A 21,200-nucleotide genomic window follows, 5' to 3' on the forward strand; every position below is an offset into this window, starting at 1 on the left:
ACACATCCATGAAGATGAACTTTTGCCGCATCATGCGCCTGATGACGCTGCGCTTTCGCGACCGGCAAGCGATCGTCAATGTGGAGCGCGGCCGCGGTTACACATACCACGAATACCACCTGCTGACCAACCGCATCGCCGATGCGCTGCGCAACGCGCTCGGGGTTGGCAAAGGCGACAAGTTCCTGCTCATCCTGGACAACGACAACCTGAGCCTGATGATGCTGCCGACTGTCCTCAAGCAGGAAGGCACGGTGGTCATGACCAACCTGCGCGACGCGCCGCAAGAGCATGCGCGTCAGATCGAACTGGTCAAGCCGAAGGTCGTATTCATTGAAACGCGCCTGCTCGATGGCTACTACGCCACGTTGCGCGGGGCCGGCTGCGAGATCGTCGTCATGGACGATCCCACGCCGGATCAGGCCACGCGCCCTGGCGTGCACGCGTTCTGGAGCCTGGTCGACACCGCCTCCGAACTCGACGCCAACGTCGAGCTGGACGACGACGAGCACATCTTCATGTTGCGTTTCACCGGCGGCACGACTGGCCAGGGTAAATGCGCGATGTACTCGATCGACAATCTGATGGCTTGCCGCGACGGCGGCTTCAGCAACCCGGATTTCGGCTTCAACGACCGCACACGCATGTTGCATGTGGCGCCGCTCTCGCATGGCACGATGGTCGGTTTCGTACCGACTTTCTATGCAGGCGGCGCCAACCTGACGCTCAATCAGCTTGATCTCGAGCAATGGCGGCAAACGGCCGAACAGCAGCGCGTGACGCATTCGTTCCTGGTACCGACCGTGCTGTACCGTCTGCTCGAATTGCAGCACTCCAACCCACGCGATCTCTCTTCGCTGAACACCCTAATCTACGGCGCCGCACCGATGAGTCCCGCCAAGCTCGAAGAACTGATCGCGTGCTTCGGTCCCATCTTCGCGCAAGTCTACGCCGCCACCGAAGTCCCCATGTTCGTGTCGACGCTCGACAAGGCCGAACACGAGACCGGCCCAAAGACGGAGGGCGGTGTCGAACGTCTATCATCGGCCGGCCGGCCGACGCCGGGCGTCGAAGTTTATGTGACCGATGAGCAGGGCAACCCGCTGCCAACCGGCCAACCCGGCGAAATCAACATCCGCAGCAGAGCCGTCATCAAGGGGTATTACAACAATCCGGAAACGACGGTCGCCGAGTTTGCCGACGGGGCCTGGAAGTCGGGCGACCTCGGCTATATCGACGAGGACGGCTACCTGTACATCGTCGACCGTTTGAAAGACATGATCATCAGCGGCGGCTTCAACGTTTATGCGATCGAAGTCGAATCGGCACTGGCTTCGCACCCAGCCGTCATGATGTCCGCTGTGGTCGGCGTTCCCCATCCTGAGTGGGGCGAGGCCGTGCATGCGGAAGTGCTGCTGCGTCCCGGCGCCTCGGTCGAGGCCGCCGAACTTATCGCACACGCCAAGGAAAAGCTCGGCAGCTACAAGGCGCCGAAGTCGTTGGTGTTCGTCGACCAATTGCCGACCTCGGTGGTCGGCAAAGTACTGCGGCGCGCGATCAAGGAAAAGTACTGGCAAAACATGCAGCGCAAGGTCAGCTAGACAGTTCCATGTGACATGTAAGCAGGATTTAACTCATGGCCATACCATCCGCCCTCAACAAGAACCTCAAATTGCCGGTGATCGTCGCGCCGATGTTCCTGGTCTCAGGACCGGAACTCGTGCTGGCCGCCTGCAAGTCCGGCGTGATCGGATCGCTGCCGGCATTGAATCAGCGCACCACTGAAGGCTATTCCGGCTGGCTGGATACGATCAAAGCGGGGCTAGGGCCAAACGACGCCCCCTATGCCGTCAATCTCATCGTTCACAAGACAAACCCCAGGTTGGCCGCCGACCTTGAGGTCACGATTCGACACCAGGTGCCTCTGGTCATCACCTCACTTGGCACGGCGCACGACGTCGTCGACAGGATCCACGGCTATGGCGGGCTGGTCTTTCACGATGTCATCAACCTGGTTCACGCAAAGAAAGCGGCTGCCGCCGGGGTTGACGGTCTGATCCTGGTGACCGCCGGCGCGGGTGGTCATGCTGGCGACAAGAATCCATTCGCATTGCTGAACGAAGTGCGGAATTTTTTCAAAGGCACCATCATTCTTTCCGGTTGCCTCTCGACGGGAGGGGACGTCGCCGCGGCTACCATGATGCAAGCCGACTTCGCCTACATCGGAACCCGGTTCATCAATGCCAAAGAGAGCCTTGCGCCCACAGAATACAAGCAAATGATCATTGACAGCCATGCTGCCGATATCACTTACACACCGGCCATCTCCGGTATTCATGCGAATTTCCTGAACGCTTCCCTGATCTCCTGCGGTCTCGATCCCAGCAATCTTCGAGGCGGCGCGGCTGTCAGTGTCGAAAAAGAACTAGGCGCACACAGCGCAGAGCCATGGAAGCAAGTATGGTCGGCGGGCCAGGGCGTCGGAGCCATCAAGGATGTTCTGCCAATGGCCGATCTGATTCCTCGCATGAAATCGGAGTTCGATGAGGCCGTATCCAGGTTCATCGCGCGCTTTTTCTGATGCCGTCCACCTTCATAACAACCGGAGTATTCGATGAAAAGTATTCAGGCACGCGCGTTGGCAGTTGCCACATTGATTCTGGCCGCGTCCAGCAACGCATGGTCGCAGCCGGGTCAGACAGCCAGTGTACCTGCCGGTATGCCGGCTGCATCGATTGCGGAAAGCGCAACGCCTCCCATCAACGCAAGGAAAGCCGACCGCGCGCTGCGCCGGCAGGTGTATGCCGCCATCGGCAAGCACAAGGAGATCAGCGCCGGCAATATCAGCATCGTCGCAAGGAGCGGCGCGGTGACGCTGAGCGGCACAGTCATGAACGCTTCGCAGGTCAATGAGGTTGCGGAGATTGCGAAGGGTGTGCCGGGGGTGACCTCCGTGACCAACAAGCTGACCGTGCAAAAGCCGTTTGGCGGTGCGTAAAAGCTCGCGCATCGGGAGAAGTTAGCGCGAGCATTCGCAAATGACCAGCGGCGCCCACCGCGTAGGAATAGTGCTTTGGCCAACGCGTACGCATGCACACCTTGAAGGATGGAACATGAATTTGCAGGTACTGCATGGTGTTGCCGTTGCCGCATGGCTTGTTGTTCTGGCAGCGGAAACAGCTGTCGAGACGCAAGCGCGAGCACCCGAGTCGCACCCCATCGTCGCGGCCTTGCATGGATGGATCGGTCTCCTGGCGGAGGTGCCGCTGATCGCGATCACTGTGGTCACGGGGATGCTGCTGCTGATGCGCATGTGGCCAGTTCCAACACTTGTCCTCGTCAAGGCGGCTTTGGGTCTCGTCGCTGCAGTTACCAACAGGTTCCGTGTTGTTCTGGTTGCGTCGCGCATTTGCGTGGACCACGACATGACGCGCATTCAGCCGACTCGCCGGATCACTTTGGCCGGAACGGCGATATCGATTGGTGCCGTCGCCTGGGTTATCGGGTATTTCTATTTGCACGGACAGTAGACGGGTAACCTTGTTTTCTGTAATAAACCTTGCATTCTGTAGTACACCGAATAAAAAAACGCAACTGGAAAACCTTCGACGAGCGCAGTTTGCGTTGAGGCAAAGCATCCAAAGTGTTCAGTACGTACGGCGGTCGCAAGGCCGCTTTAAAGCAAAAAATCGGAGACGCGATGAAATTGAAATGGATAGCGGCGGCCGCTTTAGCGGCAACAGGTAGTGCGGTACACGCTCAATCGTCAGTGACGCTGTACGGTGTCATCGATGCCGGGATGTTGTATCAAAGCACTTCGGCGGCCACGTTGAGTCCGACGGCGACGAACCTCGGCAAGGTCTTTCGCTACAAGGATGGCGGCATCTATGCGAGCTACTGGGGACTCAAGGGATCAGAGGACATCGGCGGCGGATATCACGTCAATTTCAGACTGCAAGGTGAGTTCGACAGCGGCACCGGCAAGTTCAACCTGGGCGATACGCCGGGAGTGGTCGCACTGTTCAACCAGATCGCGACCGTAGGTGTATCGGGACCGTTCGGCACAGTGAACTTCGGTCGCCAGATCGTGCCGATTACCTATGCAATGGCCGAGACCGACGTACGGGGGGCACAGTATTTCGGCAGCATTCTGACTGCTTGGCTCGGCATGAACCAGGCTGCGGGCTGGCAGGGCACCAGCACCAACGGGCCAATCGGCGCGTTGTACGACAGCAATGCGATTGTCTACGAATCGCCAAAGTTCGCTGGCCTCTCTGCGGCACTCGAGTATGCACCCGGAGGTGTACCGGGCAGCTTCCAGGGGAACACGCGGGAGTCCGCCGTACTGAAATACTCGAACTATGGCCTTCGTTTTGCGGCTGGCTACTACATTGGCCACGATACGAATCCCGGCCCGACGACGGTGCCCACCGGACTTGCCAATAACCGCCTTTTCTACGTGGGAGCGCTTTACACGTACCACGCATTCTCGGTTTCCGCATCGTATTCGAACGGCAGGAATCCGGCGCAATCTGACCGGGTCAACCTCGATCTGTATTCGGCCGGCTTCGGCTACCAGTTCTCACCTGCCTTCAAGATTACCAGTGGCGTGTACTACCTGAAGGACCGCAACAACTCGGCCAACAAGTCGACCGAAGTTGCAGCCGGCGCGGAGTACAGCCTGTCGAAAGGCACGCTCGTCTACGGCCAGGTGGGACACGTGAACAACCGGGGAACGATGACCCAGCCAATTACCTATGGCCAGCCCGTGGCGCCGGGCATGGGTACGACAGCGGTCATGCTGGGTATCCGTCACTTTTTCTAGGGGCTTTCTCATCGCCATGTTCGACGAATGGGTTCGCCGTAACGTCGAAACGGTGGCGTGTATGAACTACCTCATTGCCAGGCGCGTTGTGAAGTGTGTTGGCTGACGACGAGAACGTCGCCTGGTACTCCTTTGACCGCCGAATCCGTCCATCAGGCAAGGGAATCTGCCGCGCCTGACACCTCAACCAGGCCGGAAATCTCCGCTTCCGACCGGGACTAATCCCGGTTCAGGGTCACCAGAGCCACACTTTCAAAAGGAGTTATCGTCCTATGCCTCATCCCATTTCCTCTTTGGGCGCGGTTCACACCGTTGTCAGTTTGCTGACGGTCGCCGCAGGTCTCTATAGCTTTGCTCGATATCAAATGATCGATGGCACTACCCGGTCCGCCAAGATTTACCTGGCAGGGATGGTTGCATCGGTGTTCACATCGTTTGGTTTGTCCAGCACCCACGGCTTCAATATTGGGCACGCACTCGGCATCGTGGCGCTGCTCGCAACATTGGGTGGAGTATTCATTCCGCGTATCAAAGTTTTGGGGCGTGCGCGATTGTCCCTGTCCCAGTTCGCATTCACATTTAGCTTCTTTCTGCTGTTGGTCCCTGGGATCAACGAGACGCTGACACGGTTGCCGGTCGGTCATCCCCTCGCGAATGGCCCTGAATCCCTAATCGTGCGCGGATCACTCGCCGCGTGGCTAGGCATTTTTGTGCTGGGATCCACGTTTCAGTTTTTATGGCTTCTTTCGTGCCGCAGCCGTACGTGAAATTACACGGAGCGGCTTAATGGGCTAACGGCCGGTCGTTTCCGACTTTGTTGTCGATGGCGTTTCGGGTGTTGCCATTGTGACGGTGTATTCTCGCAACTGCAAGGCGGAGTGAGCAGCCAAAGCGGATCACGAGCACGGGTGCCGGGTACATCGCGGTAGAACAAACTGGGGGCCCTGCATACCGTGGGTTCGCAAATGCAATTCTTCCTCTGCTGCGGACGCTGTCAGGAGAAGCTTCGATCCGAAGCTCATTGAAAATGTGATCCAGGATGGAAGCGCAAGCCAGGCTCCAAATTGCCATGCGCTTTCCCAATGCCGCGCTCGCGAACACCGAAAACTCGAAGAGGCGCGCCCTGGGATGGATCGTGTGGGCAATCGGTCCCAAACCGAATACGCCCGACTTGGGCGCGCTAGCGATGGGCTTTTAGCTCGATTGGCGCGTCTGCGCCAGCGCCCACGCATGCGGCCGTTGTACACGCGGAGCGGTCATTTAGGATGAGATAGGCCGAACGGCAGAGTTGGGTCGAAAAAGGTCCTTCGCGGATTACTGGCCCACTGCCACGTTTCGCGCTTCTGCCACAGCGGGCAGAATGTTGAAGCTGAAAATGGTTTTCGCCCTGTAGACGTGAGGTTCAGTCTTAAGGCGCTTGCCGGGCATGCCTTGCGAACTCGGACTGCCAGGGGCTATGCCGATGACGTCGTGCACCGTATGTGTGACCTCGAGGATGCCCATGTAAAAGCCCGTCATCCATGCGATGTCCCCGTTAGCGTTGGTAGCGAAGGTTTGCCACCGCAGCGAATATACACCCGCCATGCCGGGCGTGTTGCTCATCTCCTCCAGCCACCCCCCTACACCGTCATCAAAGCCAAACGGTTGCCCCCACTTGTCCGCGGTGAACTCCCTGGTAGCCGGGACAAAAACAGAAAAGTCGCTTTGCAGCAGTGTCGAGACGGGACTGCCGTCGAGCGTGACCAGCACATAACTATTGACGTACGGATTGCTATCTTCAAACGTGCGCGTGACGACAGAAACTTCGAATGCCATCGCAAACTCCCCGTGTTGGTCATAGAAACGCGACAGACCTTTTCGCACTCATTCTCAGCATAGACGGTCCGAGAACCCCGCGTTACCGATTCAAACGCTCAACCTGCGCGTGATGAGTCTCCCGGATGTATGAAAGCCTCCTTTCCCTCGCATCTAATTCACTTGACTGCACACTGGGCGATGACTTGCCTGAACTGTATGGACCGGCGACATGGGTAACAGGTGTGCGGCCAACTTTCCTACACCGCCCTTGGCGTTCCGCCGCAGGAGCGAATTTTCTTCGCAGCGCTCGTCTGGATGGGTGATCTATCCCCACCAGTAGCGTTAGTAACAGTATAAATACCTGGCATTAGCTTTTTAACACATAATTATGTGTTACACTTGATTATGTGTTACACTTGCGATGTTATCCAATGGAGGCCCGTCATGGCCGAAACCGTCAACTTTACGGGCTCAGTTGATCGCGACCTGCTCAAGCGCGCCAAGATTCTTGCCGCGAAATCAGACACGTCCGTCAACGCCCTGTTCAACGCCGAGCTTCGTTATCTCGTCGAGACGTTCGAGGCTGCCGAAGCGGGTGGCAATCAGAATTTCCGCACCCTGCTCGATTTTTCGCTTGGCCGGATCGACGATCGCCAGGCCATGCAGGCGCTCGGCATCGACAGTGACGAAGACCTGTTCCTGCTGATGGCTCAGGCCCATCTGCCGATGCCCCGGCTGCCGGAAGCAAGTACGCGCCGCATGGTTGACGACCTCAACGCCTTGCGCAGTTAGTCCATGGCGAGCAACATCTCCGTCACCCTGCTTCCCGACGCAGCCCCCCTGATTACGCTCGCCTATGCCGATGCACTCGACCTGTTGCTGAAACCGGGCTGGTCAGTCGCCCTGGTTGACATGGTGCTGTACGAGGTTACACGCAACGAGACCCCGACAAGCGGACGGATCTCCGCGTGGGCGCGCGACAGCGGCATCCCGGTTCTGGAAACGTCCATTTATCGCCGATACCTGCAGGAAGGAACCGTCTCCCCTGTCCGGAAAGCCAATCTCGGCGAACTCGCCATACAGGAAGCGATGAGTGGCTTCGGCCTTCACCCAGATCAGACTGGCGTCTTTCTGTTTGAGGACCACAAGATCGCTCGCGCCAGTTTCCTGTTACCGGAAAACTGCCGCAAGGTCTCCACCCGCGCATTCCTGGCATTTATGGAGGGGCAAGCTTTGATTGACTCGGCAGCCGAGATTGAACGGCGCGCGATCCTGGCGGGACGGCAATTCTCACAGATCCGTTTTCCTCCGGAATAAGAGTAAGCCCCCGCGCATGGGTCGTCAGTCCAGCTACGTCCTGCAATCTCACTGACATTCGCGGCCGGGCAACCGCACGATGGTCGCCCGTGGCGGCACCAAAGCCAGGCATCAACAATCCCGCCTAAAGCTGGGTCAGCCTGTCCATCGTCTGACCGCCAACGGAGATCGAACGCCGCTGGCCAAATAAGCTTAAGCCGCACCGACCGTCCGCCCGAGCGGAAAGTACCGCCCTACTGACGAACCCGGAACACGCCAAGGCCACGATCCCGGTTGGCCACAGTCTCCTTCAGTCTGTCGGGTGTGGCGCGACATGGATGAGAGACCTCATCTTGTTTGACGCGCGGCATGAGCCTTCGCGCGAGTACGGCGCCCCCCGGTCCACTCCCGGCCGAAGCGCCTGCACCCAGGTCGCGGGAATCGCGAGGCAACCTGGCGCTCGGGGCCCGCTGTTCCGCTGCGCTCGCGCCAGCGGTCGTCCGGCGTCCGCAGGCGCTGTTGCACTGGCGGCCGGTCGACAAAGCCACCGGCTTCAGGCAGCGTGCAGAATGCCGCAAGCGCAATGGCGTTATTCCGGCTCGGGGGAAAGCACCCCATCCTTTCCAGGACGTCGCCAAAGGTAGACAGTACCCGCCAGCCATCGTCGAATACCTCAAGCCGCGGGCACAGCACATCGTGGAGCACGTCGCGCATCCCCGGGGTGAAACGCGGACCTGTTCATCGGGCACGAAAGCAGCGTCTGACCGTCGCATCCGGTACCCGTACTGTATCCCGATGACCGGATCGGAGACTGCCGCTGTAAAAGATCAGTTCACGATCTGGCAAACGCCCCAGGGTGTCGTGAGGATCTCGCCCGCCGGCAGCCTGACCTTCCCCACCGCCCTGGCGCGGAACGTCACAAGGCGTCCGCCGTGGTCCGCATAAGGCCCGATCTCCACGACCTCGAGCGTCAATCCGTCCACCGGGATGCGTGAGCCTGCGAACGCACTCGTTCGCTGCCGCTGCGCAAGCGCGCCAGCCAGTGTGAGGCGACGGGGTTTGTCCGCCATGCCCACGTCGTCAGTAAATTCAGTCTCAGTCTGTACAGGCATTGCTGCGGCGTTGCTTGACCAAGGCCGTCATTGTAGCAAGCGCCAGATCGCAGGCGTACAGCGGCGAGGCTGCGTACGCCCTGCGCGATGATCAGGCTGACCGCCTGACTGATGCAGCACATCGGGGTCTGCAGACCTCGCCTCCTGCCGACCATGACAGTCCGCATGATCGCAAGTCCTGACCATCCGGCCGGGCTGCATGACACCGTCGGGTGTCTCCCTCCACTGACGTTCCAGGCCGGGCTTTCGTGCTTCGCACCGGGCCGCAGGCCGCGTCCCGGCCCTGCCGGGCTTCAATCCCTGACACAAACCCCAAATCCCTGAAAAGCCTGAACAGGTGGTGGCCGCACACGCGGCCACCACGATCGCACTCGCCGCGCGCCGGCTCATCCCGGTCAAACCCGGCGCTTCGCAGCCGCCTGCTCCCGGGTTCCCGCCCGACACCCGCGACCGTAGCCGATGGCTACCCGGCGTCAAGGGGCGAGGGACCGTGTTGCCCGCACCCCTCCCTCGCCTTTTTCCTTGACGCCGGGTAGCCATCGGCTCCTTGAGTCGCACGGGCGCGAACTCAGGGGACTGGCGGCAGTACTGCCAACCCCGGGTTCCACCGGGACGAGCCCAGCCCCTACGAGGCGGGCGGAATCCTGGGGCCCGGTCAGCGCAACACCCCTCAACCTTCTTGCTGTGGAGAGTGTCATGCAACTCGCTTCCTCCTTCCGTTACGGTTCCCCGATGCTCCGCTCCGACTCGCCGCTGTCGGACGACCAGATCCGCCGTGTTGCTCCCTCGATTTTCGCAAACGGCAAGCACGAAAGCCGCTCCGAACGCTACACCTACATCCCCACCATCGACGTGTTGCGCGAGCTGCGTAACGAAGGCTTCCAGCCGTTCATGGTGTGCCAGACCCGCGTGCACGATCAGGACAAGCGCGAATTCACAAAGCATCTGATCCGTATGCGCCCTGCAGGCGAAATTACCGGCGAGGACGTCAACGAAGTCATCCTCCTCAATTCGCACGATGGGTCCAGCGGGTTCCAGTTACTCGGTGGCGTCTATCGCTTCGTCTGCCAGAACGGCATGGTTGCGGGCGAAACCGTGGGCGAGGTCCGCGTCCCGCACAGGGGCAACATCGTGCGGAACGTCATCAACGGCGCGTTCGATATCCTCGACGGCTTCGACCTGATCCGCGAACAGAAGGACAGCATGAAAGCCGTCACGCTTGATCGCGACGAACAGTACGCGTTCGCGCGCTCCGCCCTCGCGCTGCGCTACGACCCGTGCGACACCGAAGCACCCGCCCCCGTCACCGAAAGCCAGTTGCTCGCCCCGCGCCGCTTCGAGGACCGCCGCGACGACCTCTGGACCGTATTCCAGAGAACGCAGGAAAACCTCACCAAGGGCGGGCTGCATGGACGCTCGCGCAGCGGACGCTCCATGTCCACGCGCCCCATCACGGGCATCGACCAGAACGTGAAGCTCAACCGCGCGCTGTGGATGCTGGCTGACGCCATGCGGCAGATGAAGGCATAGCGAGCACCGGGTGGCACACCGCGCCGCCCACCTTTTATTGATCAGGACTCCTTTCCGGGTCAAGTCCTGACCGCTTCTGCAACACCGACCCGGAATTTTATTTCCAACTTTCTGGAGTCAGTCATGCAAGCCCTGGTCGAAACCCCTGTCGTTGACACCGCCGAATCAGCAACACCGCTTGAAACCACTTTCGGCAACGAACAGCCAGTCGTCGCCGTGCCGTATTCGAGCCTGCACCCGTCGCCGCTGAACGCCCGCACCAGACCGCTCTCGGGCATTGAGGGCCTCGCCGCGAACATCCGCGCCAAGGGCCTGTTGCAGAATCTCGTCGTTCACGAAATGAAAAGCGGGCGCGGCAAGCAGCGAAAATACGGCGTTTGTGCGGGCCAGCGGCGCGAGGCCGCGCTCGACCTCTTGTTCGAACAGAAGCACATCGCTGCCGACTATCCCGTACCGGTACGCCTCGTCAGCGCAGGAGAAGCCCTCGCCATTTCGCTGATCGAGAACAGCGAACGCGAAGGACTCGATCCGTTCGACGTGCTGCGCGCCTACCGGATGCTGGCCGAGGAAGGGCGCAGCGTCGATTACATCGCTGCGCTTTTCTCGGCCTCACCGCTCACGGTCAAAAGGCGGATGAAACTCGCCAACGTGTCGCCAAAGCTGCTCGCCCTGCTGCGTGAGGACGCCATCACGCTCGACCAGCTTGTCGCCCTCGCCCTCGCGGATGACCACGAAACGCAGGAACACATCTGGTTCGATGCAAACGAATGGCAGCGCCAGCCGAACTATCTGCGGCAGGCCATTACGCGTGCTGAAATCGACGCGAGCCGCAGCCGACTCGTGCGCTTCGTGGGCCTCGCCGCCTATGAAGTAGCGGGCGGGTATGTAAGGCGTGACCTCTTCAGCGACGATGAAAACGCCGGTTACATCGCAGACGCCGAACTGCTGCAGAAGCTCGTCGCGCAGAAGCTCGATGCCGCTGCAGAAGAAACACGCGCCGAAGGATGGGGCTGGATCGAGACACGTGTCGAGCGCGATTATCTGGAACTGAACCGCTACGGCAGGCTGCGCCCAGTCCAGCGTCCGTTCACCAGTGACGAGCAGCAGCAGATGGATGCCCTCACCGTACAGCAGGACGAACTGGCCGAAAAACTCGAAGCGCTTTCGGAGGATGACGAGAGCGCGTACGAGGAAGCCGACCGCCTGAACGAGGAAATCGGGCGCGTCAATGCCGCGCTCATCGCCCTCGAAAGCGTCGCATTGGTATGGGACGAAACGCAGATGGCTGGCGCGGGCGCATTCGTCATCCTCGGGCCGCAGGGTGAATTGGTCATCGAGCGTGGCCTCGTGCGGCGCGAGGATGCCAGCGCGCTCGAAGCAGCGGGCGCAGACGTGACCGGCACGCCCGAGGCACACGCGCACGATCCCGTATCGGCCAAGGCACCGAAGGCTCGCCCCGTTCACAACGCGAAGCTCTGCCAGCGCCTCACCGCGCACCGCACTGCTGCCATCCATGCGGAACTGCTCGCGCAGCCCACCGTCGCGCTCGCTGCCCTGCTGCACTACCTGGTGCCGAAGGCACTCCCCGAACACTTCGGGCATGCGTCCGCGCCTACCTTCCTCGCGCTCACCGGCTCGAGCAATCAGGACAGCCTGCTGCGCGCCGCAGACGACCTGGGCGCCAGCCCCGCGTGGAGCGCCGTCGAGGCGCAACGCACGCGATGGATCGCGGAATTGCCCGCGAAGCGCGCCGACCTGCTGCCCTGGCTTGTCCAGCAGAACCCCGGCACGACCCTGCTCGATCTGCTCGCCTTCTGCACCGCCACCCTGCTCGACGGGATCACGGGCGAAGAACGACCCCATGCGATCAACGCGCTCGCGGGGGCGTTGAACCTCGACATGACACGGTACTGGACGCCGACCCGCGCCACGTATTTCGACCACGTCAGCAAGGCGCGCATCGCCGAAGTCGTCGCCACCGCCGTGTCACCGAAGGCCGCAGCGGACCTCGAAAAGATGAAGAAGGCCGACGCGGCAGCCGCCGCCGAACTGCGCCTCGCCAAAGTCGCGTGGGTGCCGGAAGTCTTCACCGACCGGGAAATTCCCGCCGCCCCTGCCTGGGGTGGCCAGGACGACGACGATGAGGATGAGGACGGCGGCAGCGATGGCGGAAACAGCGACAACGCGGATGCCACGGACGCCGAAGGCAACGCCGAAGCACCGGAAGGCGACGATGCCGAATCCGAACCGGACACCGGCGTCAGCGCGGAACACATCAGGGAAACCCCGTCCGATGCGGGCACCGCGACCGCCCATCCGCCGTGGCCCTTCCCGACCGCTGACAGCGCAGGCACCGGCAGCTCCGCGCAGTCCGGGCCGCTCGCCGCCTGACGCCGCGCATTGAGCCAGTCACCGGGCAACCACCGCCCGCCAGCGGGCAGCGCAGACGTCAGGGCCGCAGCATCACGCCCCGCCGTCTGCGCCCCGCCCAAAACCGGAGAATCCGTCATGTTCACACGTATCCGCATGGTCGTCCTCGCGACCAACGCTGAAGGTTCACCCGACCTGTTTCTCACCACCGTCGACGCAACCGGCACGCAGTACGAGCACGGCCGTCATTACGACATGGCACTGCCGCGCGCCCGTGACGAAGGCTATGAAACGCCAATGATAGCCTTCGACCAGTACGATGCAGCCGCCCGAATGCTGCGCCGCGCCGCCACGTTCATCGAAGGCGGCGACGCCGCCACGGGGAATTGATCGGCACAGGCAGACGGACCGCCGTCTGCCTGCCTGGACCGGACGCCCGTACACTCACGCCGCCCTTCGGACAAAAATGCTTGATGCGGCTTCGTGATTCACTGCGGCATGCTCGCGGACGACGCCAGCGAGACATGACCCGTCCGGGCAGACGGCGAGCCGTCAGCCCCCCAATGCGCCCCTGCCCACCATCCCGCCAGTCCGCCCGCGCCCGCCGCGATCACCATCACGACCACTCCCGCCACCACAAGCCCGTAACACGCCCGCACGAGCCGCCGCATGGCGACGCGCTCGAATGACGCGAGCGCGGCATCGAGCCGCTGCCGCTGCTCACGGGCAGCCATCGCCGCCGCGCCCACGAGCCGGTTTCCCGCTGCCTGCGCGATCCGCTGCGCCGCGTGCGTCGTGAGCGCCCCAAGCGCCTCACGGTTCAGCTCTGCCAGCGCCGCCCGGTAGCGCGCCTGGTGCTCGGTCGTCATCTTCTCCGCGATGATGATCGTTTCCTTGCAGCGTTCCAGCGCCTCACGGTGCTGGGCCATCAGCGCCTGCGTCGCCGCATACGCTTCGGCCCGTGCCGCGTCGACGCCGCCCGCGCCCGCCTGCCGGATGCGCTCCGGCATCGCTTCGTAGAGGCGCACGTAGTATTCGAGCACTGCCAGTACCGACCACAGCGCGTCGTTGTCGCGCAGGTTCAGCGCCGCCGACACCCGGCGCATGCGCAGCAGGCTCGCGTCGTCGGGCGGCGCGCCGCTCACTTCCATAAAGAGCCGCGCGAGCGGATCGGCCGGACGCTGGTGCCGCTCCCGCCTTGGCCGCCGCTCACGCATCGCCCGTCACCAGCGCGAACATCGCGTCATAACACCCGCGCCAGCGCAGCAGTTCCGCACGCTGCCCGATGGGCAGCGTTTCCACCGCCTTGCGCACCGACAGCCGCTGGCTGCGCAGGTCATCGGCTACCCGGTCGGCCAGTTCGGGAAAATCCAGTGACCGGCCCTTTGCCTCGATCGCCTTTCGCAGCTTCGAATCGCGGTACAGCACGAAGCGATCGGGGGCACCGAACAGACCGTTACGTACGACATGCACCGTTGCATCCGGGAACGTTTCACTGAACTGGCGCAGCAGTTCGAGACTGTCGCGCTGCCGGTTGATGACCCACAACACGACGAGCCGCCGCCCGAGTTCGGCGAGCGTACTGCCGAGCGTCGCACCGTACCGCGTGACCCCGTCCTGGTTGCGCGCCGCCGTGCTCACCACCACAGCCGCATCGCGATGGGCATCGCAGTAGTTCACCACGTCGATCCAGCCGCCCGCCGTGTCCAGATCGAACGACGCACATTCGATCTCGTCATGCATGGCCCGCATCACGTCTGGGTTCGACGTGTCGTTCTCCACCAGAACGGTCTTCACGCCCCGGCGCTGCAGATAGTCGACGAGCGCGAGCGCGACCACGCTCTTGCCGACGCCGCCCTTGCCGCCGCCAACGAGATAGATGGGATTGACTGTCGTGTCCACGGTCGCGTTCATTGCGACTCCCTACAGGTCGTCGGTGTCGGGCCGGATCGCAAATCCGAGCGTGCCCTGTACCGGCATGGGTTGTCTGGTTACGGCCTTTCCCCCATCCCTGCGGACCGGATGCGCGCGCGGCGCACTGTCAGCCGCACGCGCCGGGGACGCACCTGCCTGTCCTGTTGCACGCGTGCCCGTTGATGCGCGCGCGCCGTTCGCGCCGCCGCCCTTCGCAGCCGCGCGCAGACCGTAGCGAAGCGCGCCCGCCGTAATCTCGATGCCATGCGACTTCGCCTGCTCCGCGATCTGCTCCAGGGTGTAGCCCTTCGCCTGCGCGGCGCGCACGCGCGCGCGCATCTCCTTCATCGCGTCGCGCACGGTAACCCCGCGTTCGGTATCGGGTTTCTCCGGCAGCGCATCCAGCGCACACGCGAACGCCTCCCATTGCGACTTCGTATAGACCTTCGCGACAGGCATGGTCACCCTCCAGTGCGCACACCTTCACACCTGCCGTTCACCTCTGCATTCGGCACGGCCTTGTCACCATCCTGCGCACCGCATACGCACGCGTCAACCGCCTTTTTCCGCACGGCAAACGCACATGGGAAGACGTGGGATGCGATAGGAAGTCGTGGGAACAACGCACTTTTTTACGCCTGTCGTACACGCGCAACAGTTTCACCGCGACGCACTACGGTTCGCCCTCCCTGCGCATCGCATACGCACGGGATCGCGCTCACGCGACGCACCGGGTTCGCTCTCCGATACGCAGCATATGAGCCTCGACAACGCAACATCAACGCACATCGCTACGCAGCACATTGAGCATCGCCAACGCCGTTTGTGCGCATGGCCCGCAACGTAGCAGCGCGTGCGCTGCGCTTCGCGTAGTGTATGTCCAGCACGTTTCGAACACATATCATGCCCACCGGCATACTCACGACGGTACGCACGTGATTTCGCACTGACGAGGACGACGTTACGCACAGCCTGCGCAATCATCTACGCACCGACCTGCGCACCCGCTTTGCGTCGTGGTCTACGCCTATGCGCCCACGTTACGCACAGGGTGCGCACGACGTTCGCACTTCATTCGCACGCGATACTCCGGGGCCTGAACAGGCGTTTACGCTGCGAGGGAAACCTCTGCGCAGAACGTTTACGCGGGGCGACAAAAAGCGCACGAAAAACACGGTATTGCAGGATAGGCTACCGCCGGTTTTGGGCGCCGACGCTGCGTGCAAGCGCAGACCGGTTTACTGTCAACCCGAAGAGGCCCGACCCGCAGTTCCTACCTTCCCGGCGGATAGTCCCGCTCCATAATCTCTATGAGAAATGCAGCTGCAGCCCTGATTCTTGGAACTCGTCGAAGGTATTGATGTGAGCTCATCCACACATCGCGCGCAACTGTAATTTCGCCCGCGAGGACCGGCACAAGGCCAAATCGTTCAGCTCGCGAAAACGCCGGAAGCATGACGAGACCTCCGCCCGCAGCTGCTGCAAACATCTGGGCAATCATGCTAGTTGAGTGCAGAGCGATTGAAGGGTTGTGAACCGCATCATCAAGCCAGCGCACAGCATCGAGTTGTATCAGGTCATCGATATATCCAACAAAGCGATGCCGCTTAAGATCATCGACAGTCTGTGGAGTGCCGACTTGAGCCAGATAGTCTGGATGTGCATACAGATGAAGCGTGAAACGGCCGACCTGCCGAATTTCCAGATTGGAACCTCTTGGCTCAAAAAAACCAATAAAAAGATCGGCCTCACGGTGCGATATACGAACGTCCGTCGACGAGGTAACCAGCTCAATCGTGATACCGGGCTGGCGCCTTTTGAAATCGACGAATTGCTCGCTTAGATAAAGTGAGGCGATGCCCTCCATCGTCGCGATGCGCACGTGGCCAGCCAGTCCGGGTTGTTCCCCGTTCAGCAGATCGCCCAACGTCAGCACATTCGCTTCGACGGCTTCGACGAGGCCCAGCATTTCGCGGCCCTGCGCGTTCAATCTGTATCCCTGCCGGTCACGCTCAAAGACGGGCGTTTCGAGAGCGAATTCCAGCGCGGAAATTCGCCGTCCGACCGTCGCGTGATCGATGCCCAGTAGCCGACCAGCCTTCGACAGGTTTCCGGCGCGGGCGACCGCAAGGAATATCCTCAGATCGTCCCAGCTAAGGCGGTTGATATTCACGGCGACACTCGCATGTTTTCCCGTCGCCATTCTCGCTGTGCAAAATTGCACAGGCCATAGATTGTTTTCCGGTTCGTCAGGCAATGCGGCTTTCATAGACTTTCAGGGTGCGGCCGGAAGTCTGTTCCGGTTGCGATTGATCACCAGACGGAGATTCCCGATGACCAAAAGCGATCCAGACTGGAACGCCGTGCTGGCAAGCACGTGCTTCAAGCAGGTGGCGCGCCGGCGGCGCAATACGATCGTCGTGCTCGGCGTCCTGTCCGCGCTGTATTACTTTTCCATTCCCGCGCTGATCGCATGGGGCCCCGACGTATTCCGGATCAGGCTCGCCGCCGGGATCAACCTCGGCACCGTGTTCGCGGTGTCGCAGTATCCGTTCGGCGGGCTGATCGCCTACGTCTTCATGCGCCGCTCGGCCGCGATCGATCGCGCCGCCGAAAGCCTCGCACCCCGCGTGCAGAGCGACGCCGCGTTCGTGGAGGAACACCATGCGTACTAGCCTGCGCACCGCCGTCGCCGCTGCCTGCGTCGCACCGACCGCGCCCGCCCTTGCCGCCGGCGTCGCCGGCTCGGCAGTCAGCCATCGGCTGCTTACCTGGGCGATGTTTGGCCTCGTCATCGCGTCGACGCTGCTGATCACCTGGTTCGCCTCGCGCAGCAACCGCACGGCCGGAGACTTCTATACGGCTGGCGGCAGCATCGGGCCGGCGAAGAACGGCCTCGCGATCGCCGGCGACTATCTCTCCGCGGCCGCCTTCCTCGGCGCATCCGGACTCATCGCACTATACGGCTTCGACGGGACCATCTATCTGGTCGGGTTCTTTGCGGCATTCATCCCGGTGCTGCTGTTCATCGCGGAGCCGTGCCGCAACCTCGGCCGCTATACAATCGGCGACGTGCTGGTGGCGCGCAACGGCTTTCGTGCGACCAAGGCGGTGTCCGCCGTGTCGAGCGTGGTCGTCGCGCTCGCGTACATGATTCCGCAGATCGTCGGTGGCGCGGTCATCGTACGCGCGCTCGTCGGCATCGATTACGACGTCTCCGTGTGCGGCGTCGGCGGCCTGATGCTCGTCTACGTCGCGTGCGGTGGCATGAAGGCGACGACGTGGGTGCAGGTGATCAAGGCCGCGCTGCTGATCGGCGCATCGTTCTTCCTCGTCGTGCTCGCATGGCTGCCGTTCGGGTTCCGCGTCCCCGCGTTCATGGACGCGGTCGTCCACAGCCCGCTCGTGCAGGCGCACGTCGCGTCGATTGTGGCCGCGCACGGGGCGAACGCCGGCCTTGCCGGCGAAGCGCTCGGGTGGCGCTTTCTCGAACCCGGCCTCTATCTGAACAAGCCGCTAGAACTGCTTTCGCTCGGCCTCGCGCTCGTGCTCGGCACCGCCGCGATGCCGCACATCCTGATGCGCCTGTTCACTGTGAAGGACGCGAAGGCCGCACGCCAATCGGTGATGTGGGCCATGCTCGGCATCGGCGTCTGCCACCTGTCGATTATCGTCATCGGCTTTGCAGCCGCCTATTTCGTCGGCGCGCCCCTGATCGCGTCACTCGACAAAGGCGGCAACCTTGCGGCGCCGCTGCTCGCGCAGGCATTGACGGGCGGCCAGGGCAGTGTCGGCGGCGATCTGATGCTCGCCTTCATCGCCGCAGTGGCGTTCGCGACGATCGTCGCCGTCGTCGCCGGGCTCACGCTGGCTGCCGCATCGTCGCTCGCCCACGACGTCTACGTTGGTGCGATCAGGCACGGCAATGCCACCGACCGGCAGCAGGTCACGGCCGCGCGCGTGGCGACGCTTGCAGTGGGCGCCGTCGCGGTCGGCGTCAGCATTCTCGAACGCGGCCAGAACGTCGCGCAACTTGTCGGGCTCGGCTATGCGGTCGCCGCATCGGCCAACCTTCCCGCACTGGTGCTGACACTCTACTGGCGACGCACGACCACGCAGGGCGTGCTCGTCGGCATCGTCGGCGGAACGCTGGCCGCCGTCTCGCTGGTTCTCGTATCACCGAATATGACCTACCCGTCCATGATCCGGGACCAGGCGTTGCAGCAGATCGCGGCCGTCGACGCGCAGCTTGCCGCCACGCCGGCGTCGGACGCCGAAAGGATCGAGCAACTGACGAAACGGCGCGCCGCCACCCAGGCAAGCGCCGATGCGATCGCTCCCGACGCGACCAGCATCGTCGGGCTGAAAGCGCCGCTCATCGGCCTGCGCAACCCCGGGATCATCTCGATTCCAGTCGGTTTCCTCCTCGTCGTTCTCGTCTCGCTTTTCACTCGCGACGCGACCGCCCGCGACCGCTGGGCCGAACTGGTCGTGCGCCGCGAAACGGGCTACGGCGCGATCTCCGCAGCCGACCACTGAAACATTCGATATAACCCCCTGAGCCTATACCATGTCCACTCTCCCCACCGTGAAGGTCGCTGCCGTCCACGCAGCGCCCGTCTTCCTGAACAAGCGCGCGACGGTCGCGAAGGCCGTCTCGCTGATCCGTGAGGCGAGCCGCAACGGCGCGCAACTGATCGCGTTTCCTGAGTCGTACATCCCCGCGTTTCCAGTCTGGGCGTCGCTGTGGGCGCCGATTGACAATCACGACCTGTTTGAGCGTTTCGCGCATGAAAGCCTGTACGCGGACGGCAGCGAACTCGCCGAAATCGCGGCCGAAGCGCAGCGCAACGGCGTGTTCGTGTCGATGGGCTTCAGCGAGCGCTCGCATGCGAGCGTCGGTTGCCTGTGGAATTCGAACGTAATGATCGACGACCGTGGCGAGGTGCAGAACCTGCATCGCAAACTGGTGCCGACGTTTTACGAGAAGCTCGTGTGGGCTGCAGGCGACGGCGCCGGCCTGCAGGTCGTCGATACCCGCATCGGTCGCGTCGGCGGCCTGATCTGCGGCGAGAACACGAACCCGCTCGCCCGCTATTCGCTGATCGCGCAGGGTGAGCAGATCCATATTTCGAGCTGGCCGGCGCTGTGGCCGACGCGTCGGCCGGTCACAGGCGGCAATTTCGACAACGTGGCAGCAAACCGGTTGCGAGCAGGAGCGCATTCATTCGAGGCCAAGGCATTCGGCATTATCTGTGCGGGTTACATGGATGCCGGGATGCGCGACTTCCTCGTTGACCGTGATTCCGTGGCGGCGGCGGTGCTCGACGGCTCGCCGCGAGCCGTCACGATGTTCGTCGATCCAACCGGTACGGCGATCGGCGACTCGCTGAGCGACGAGGAAGGCATCGCGTATGCGGAGTTCGACCTGAATCGCTGCATCGAGCCGAAGCAGTTCCATGATGTAGTCGGCTATTACAATCGCTTCGACGTCTTCTCTTTGAACGTCGATCGCACCAGACTAGAGCCGGTTTCCTGGCGGTCATCGCTTCAGCATTTGAGTCCGCAACTTACTCCGGAACCCGTATCGGCTGATGATTGAACAATCGTACTGACGGAAGCTTACGCCTTTTGTGGGCGTTGTTGCGTAAATCGAGCGTCAGGACGGAGTGACCTCCATGTTTTCGATCTCAGGCGATACGGACAGACTGCGGGCGGGCAAGCGCCGCCATGCGGTTGAACGCCTGCACGAATCGAAACCTCGGTCGCTTGGGAGCCGATTTCGCGCGCCCACAGGCATGGGCCCGTGAGTATCTTGAGCCGATACATCAGGGCCTCTGCGAGCGAGCGCCGGTGGTAGCCACTCTCTTGCTTCCATTCGCGCCTGCTGCTCTTCGCGATAGCATCGATCGCCGCATTGCGCCACGCTGCGCTGGGCGAGGCGTCAGGCCAAGGTATTGCGCCCTCACGTGGCGGGATCGCCGGGATGGCCGCGCGCGAGGCAATTTGCTCGTGGCACGGCCTGGTGTCGTAGGCGCCGTCACCTCCAATGGTGTCAATCGGAACGTCATTCGGAATCTGGTCGAGCAAATCGGGCAGCACTTCGCCATCTCCCTCGTCCTGTTGCGTCATCAGTGCGGCGCAGATCTGGCCGGTGTTCGCGTCCATCGCCAGATGGACCTTGCGTCAGGTGCGGCGCCCGGACCAGCCGTGCTTACGGACCTTCCACTCGCCTTCGCCAGGTCGTCGATCGTCATCATGCTTTCCGTGGCCGCAGCAACGAAGCGCTGTGCGACCTCCTTTCACTCTAGAATCTCAATGATGTCGGAAATTCGCGCAGCTTCAGCGTAACTGTT

At 62.1% G+C, this 21,200-nt stretch carries 20 protein-coding genes and 1 pseudogene; 14 read left to right on the forward strand and 7 right to left on the reverse strand.

What is annotated here, in order from left to right; translation table 11 throughout:
* Positions 1 to 8: 8 nt before the first annotated feature.
* The 6 genes from C7411_RS23565 to C7411_RS23590 all read left to right on the forward strand — a co-directional run bounded on the left by C7411_RS23565 (position 9) and on the right by C7411_RS23590 (position 5,592).
* Positions 9 to 1,601: a class I adenylate-forming enzyme family protein gene (locus C7411_RS23565; protein WP_165822877.1), complete on the forward strand. Its 1,593-nt coding sequence runs from the start codon at positions 9 to 11 to the stop codon at positions 1,599 to 1,601.
* A 35-nt stretch (positions 1,602 to 1,636) separates the two neighbouring features.
* Positions 1,637 to 2,581, forward strand: a complete 945-nt coding sequence (locus C7411_RS23570) for an NAD(P)H-dependent flavin oxidoreductase (RefSeq protein ID WP_110386459.1) — start codon at positions 1,637 to 1,639, stop codon at positions 2,579 to 2,581.
* A gap of 33 nt (positions 2,582 to 2,614) precedes the next feature.
* Positions 2,615 to 2,998, forward strand: coding sequence for a BON domain-containing protein (locus C7411_RS23575; RefSeq protein WP_110386460.1), 384 nt, complete (start codon positions 2,615 to 2,617; stop codon positions 2,996 to 2,998).
* Positions 2,999 to 3,113: 115 nt separating this feature from the next.
* A complete protein-coding gene (locus C7411_RS23580; RefSeq protein ID WP_110386461.1) occupies positions 3,114 to 3,530 on the forward strand; it encodes a hypothetical protein in 417 nt (138 codons plus the stop codon).
* Between the two features lie 170 nt (positions 3,531 to 3,700).
* The gene (locus C7411_RS23585) at positions 3,701 to 4,825 is read left to right on the forward strand and encodes a porin (RefSeq protein WP_110386462.1); all 1,125 of its coding nucleotides are present in this window, start codon (positions 3,701 to 3,703) and stop codon (positions 4,823 to 4,825) included.
* A gap of 272 nt (positions 4,826 to 5,097) precedes the next feature.
* Positions 5,098 to 5,592 carry a hypothetical protein gene (locus tag C7411_RS23590; RefSeq protein WP_110386463.1) on the forward strand — a complete coding sequence of 165 codons (495 nt, stop codon included), beginning with the start codon at positions 5,098 to 5,100 and terminating at the stop codon, positions 5,590 to 5,592.
* 547 nt (positions 5,593 to 6,139) lie between these two features.
* Here the strand turns inward: C7411_RS23590 and C7411_RS23595 are convergent.
* Entirely contained in the window at positions 6,140 to 6,640 is a 501-nt protein-coding gene (locus C7411_RS23595) for a hypothetical protein (protein ID WP_110386464.1), read from the reverse strand.
* A 426-nt stretch (positions 6,641 to 7,066) separates the two neighbouring features.
* Here C7411_RS23595 and C7411_RS23600 point away from each other — a divergent pair, with 426 nt between their 5' ends.
* Both C7411_RS23600 and C7411_RS23605 read left to right on the forward strand, forming a co-directional pair.
* Positions 7,067 to 7,414: a hypothetical protein gene (locus C7411_RS23600; protein WP_110386465.1), complete on the forward strand. Its 348-nt coding sequence runs from the start codon at positions 7,067 to 7,069 to the stop codon at positions 7,412 to 7,414.
* Positions 7,415 to 7,417: 3 nt separating this feature from the next.
* A complete protein-coding gene (locus C7411_RS23605) occupies positions 7,418 to 7,939 on the forward strand; it encodes a hypothetical protein (RefSeq protein WP_110386466.1) in 522 nt (173 codons plus the stop codon).
* An 806-nt stretch (positions 7,940 to 8,745) separates the two neighbouring features.
* Here the strand turns inward: C7411_RS23605 and C7411_RS23610 are convergent.
* Entirely contained in the window at positions 8,746 to 8,988 is a 243-nt protein-coding gene (locus C7411_RS23610) for a hypothetical protein (protein ID WP_243413308.1), read from the reverse strand.
* 738 nt (positions 8,989 to 9,726) lie between these two features.
* Between C7411_RS23610 and C7411_RS23615 the strand changes: the two genes are divergently transcribed.
* The 3 genes from C7411_RS23615 to C7411_RS23625 all read left to right on the forward strand — a co-directional run bounded on the left by C7411_RS23615 (position 9,727) and on the right by C7411_RS23625 (position 13,320).
* Entirely contained in the window at positions 9,727 to 10,560 is an 834-nt protein-coding gene (locus C7411_RS23615; RefSeq protein ID WP_110386468.1) for a DUF932 domain-containing protein, read from the forward strand.
* A 123-nt stretch (positions 10,561 to 10,683) separates the two neighbouring features.
* Positions 10,684 to 12,951, forward strand: coding sequence for a ParB/RepB/Spo0J family partition protein (locus C7411_RS23620; RefSeq protein ID WP_110386469.1), 2,268 nt, complete (start codon positions 10,684 to 10,686; stop codon positions 12,949 to 12,951).
* A 117-nt stretch (positions 12,952 to 13,068) separates the two neighbouring features.
* Positions 13,069 to 13,320 (forward strand): hypothetical protein, encoded by a 252-nt coding sequence (locus C7411_RS23625; protein ID WP_110386470.1) that lies wholly within the window; start codon positions 13,069 to 13,071, stop codon positions 13,318 to 13,320.
* 98 nt (positions 13,321 to 13,418) lie between these two features.
* Here C7411_RS23625 and C7411_RS23630 read toward each other — a convergent pair whose 3' ends face one another.
* The 4 genes from C7411_RS23630 to C7411_RS23645 all read right to left on the reverse strand — a co-directional run bounded on the left by C7411_RS23630 (position 13,419) and on the right by C7411_RS23645 (position 17,113).
* Positions 13,419 to 14,147 (reverse strand): hypothetical protein, encoded by a 729-nt coding sequence (locus C7411_RS23630; protein ID WP_110386471.1) that lies wholly within the window; start codon positions 14,145 to 14,147, stop codon positions 13,419 to 13,421.
* The gene (locus C7411_RS23635; protein WP_181431365.1) at positions 14,140 to 14,844 is read right to left on the reverse strand and encodes a nucleotide-binding protein; all 705 of its coding nucleotides are present in this window, start codon (positions 14,842 to 14,844) and stop codon (positions 14,140 to 14,142) included. The genes C7411_RS23630 and C7411_RS23635 overlap by 8 nt, the downstream gene beginning before the upstream one ends.
* Positions 14,845 to 14,853: 9 nt before the next feature.
* Positions 14,854 to 15,303 (reverse strand): hypothetical protein, encoded by a 450-nt coding sequence (locus tag C7411_RS23640; protein WP_110386472.1) that lies wholly within the window; start codon positions 15,301 to 15,303, stop codon positions 14,854 to 14,856.
* 814 nt (positions 15,304 to 16,117) lie between these two features.
* Entirely contained in the window at positions 16,118 to 17,113 is a 996-nt protein-coding gene (locus tag C7411_RS23645) for a LysR family transcriptional regulator (RefSeq protein ID WP_243413309.1), read from the reverse strand.
* 64 nt (positions 17,114 to 17,177) lie between these two features.
* On the opposite strand from C7411_RS23645, the gene C7411_RS23650 reads away from it, so the two are divergent.
* The 3 genes from C7411_RS23650 to C7411_RS23660 are packed head-to-tail and all read left to right on the forward strand — an operon-like array spanning position 17,178 to position 20,446.
* Positions 17,178 to 17,519 (forward strand): DUF485 domain-containing protein, encoded by a 342-nt coding sequence (locus C7411_RS23650; RefSeq protein ID WP_110386473.1) that lies wholly within the window; start codon positions 17,178 to 17,180, stop codon positions 17,517 to 17,519.
* On the forward strand, positions 17,509 to 19,383 hold the full coding sequence (locus C7411_RS23655) for a solute symporter family protein (protein WP_110386474.1): 1,875 nt from the start codon (positions 17,509 to 17,511) through the stop codon (positions 19,381 to 19,383). The genes C7411_RS23650 and C7411_RS23655 overlap by 11 nt, the downstream gene beginning before the upstream one ends.
* A 31-nt stretch (positions 19,384 to 19,414) precedes the next feature.
* Positions 19,415 to 20,446, forward strand: coding sequence for a carbon-nitrogen hydrolase family protein (locus tag C7411_RS23660; RefSeq protein ID WP_110386475.1), 1,032 nt, complete (start codon positions 19,415 to 19,417; stop codon positions 20,444 to 20,446).
* 88 nt (positions 20,447 to 20,534) lie between these two features.
* Here C7411_RS23660 and C7411_RS23665 read toward each other — a convergent pair.
* A pseudogene (locus tag C7411_RS23665) lies at positions 20,535 to 21,084 on the reverse strand (IS5 family transposase); the annotation flags it as partial.
* Positions 21,085 to 21,200 lie beyond the last annotated feature (116 nt).

Origin of the sequence: Paraburkholderia silvatlantica (genome assembly GCF_003096715.1) — a bacterium.
GTDB lineage: Bacteria > Pseudomonadota > Gammaproteobacteria > Burkholderiales > Burkholderiaceae > Paraburkholderia > Paraburkholderia silvatlantica.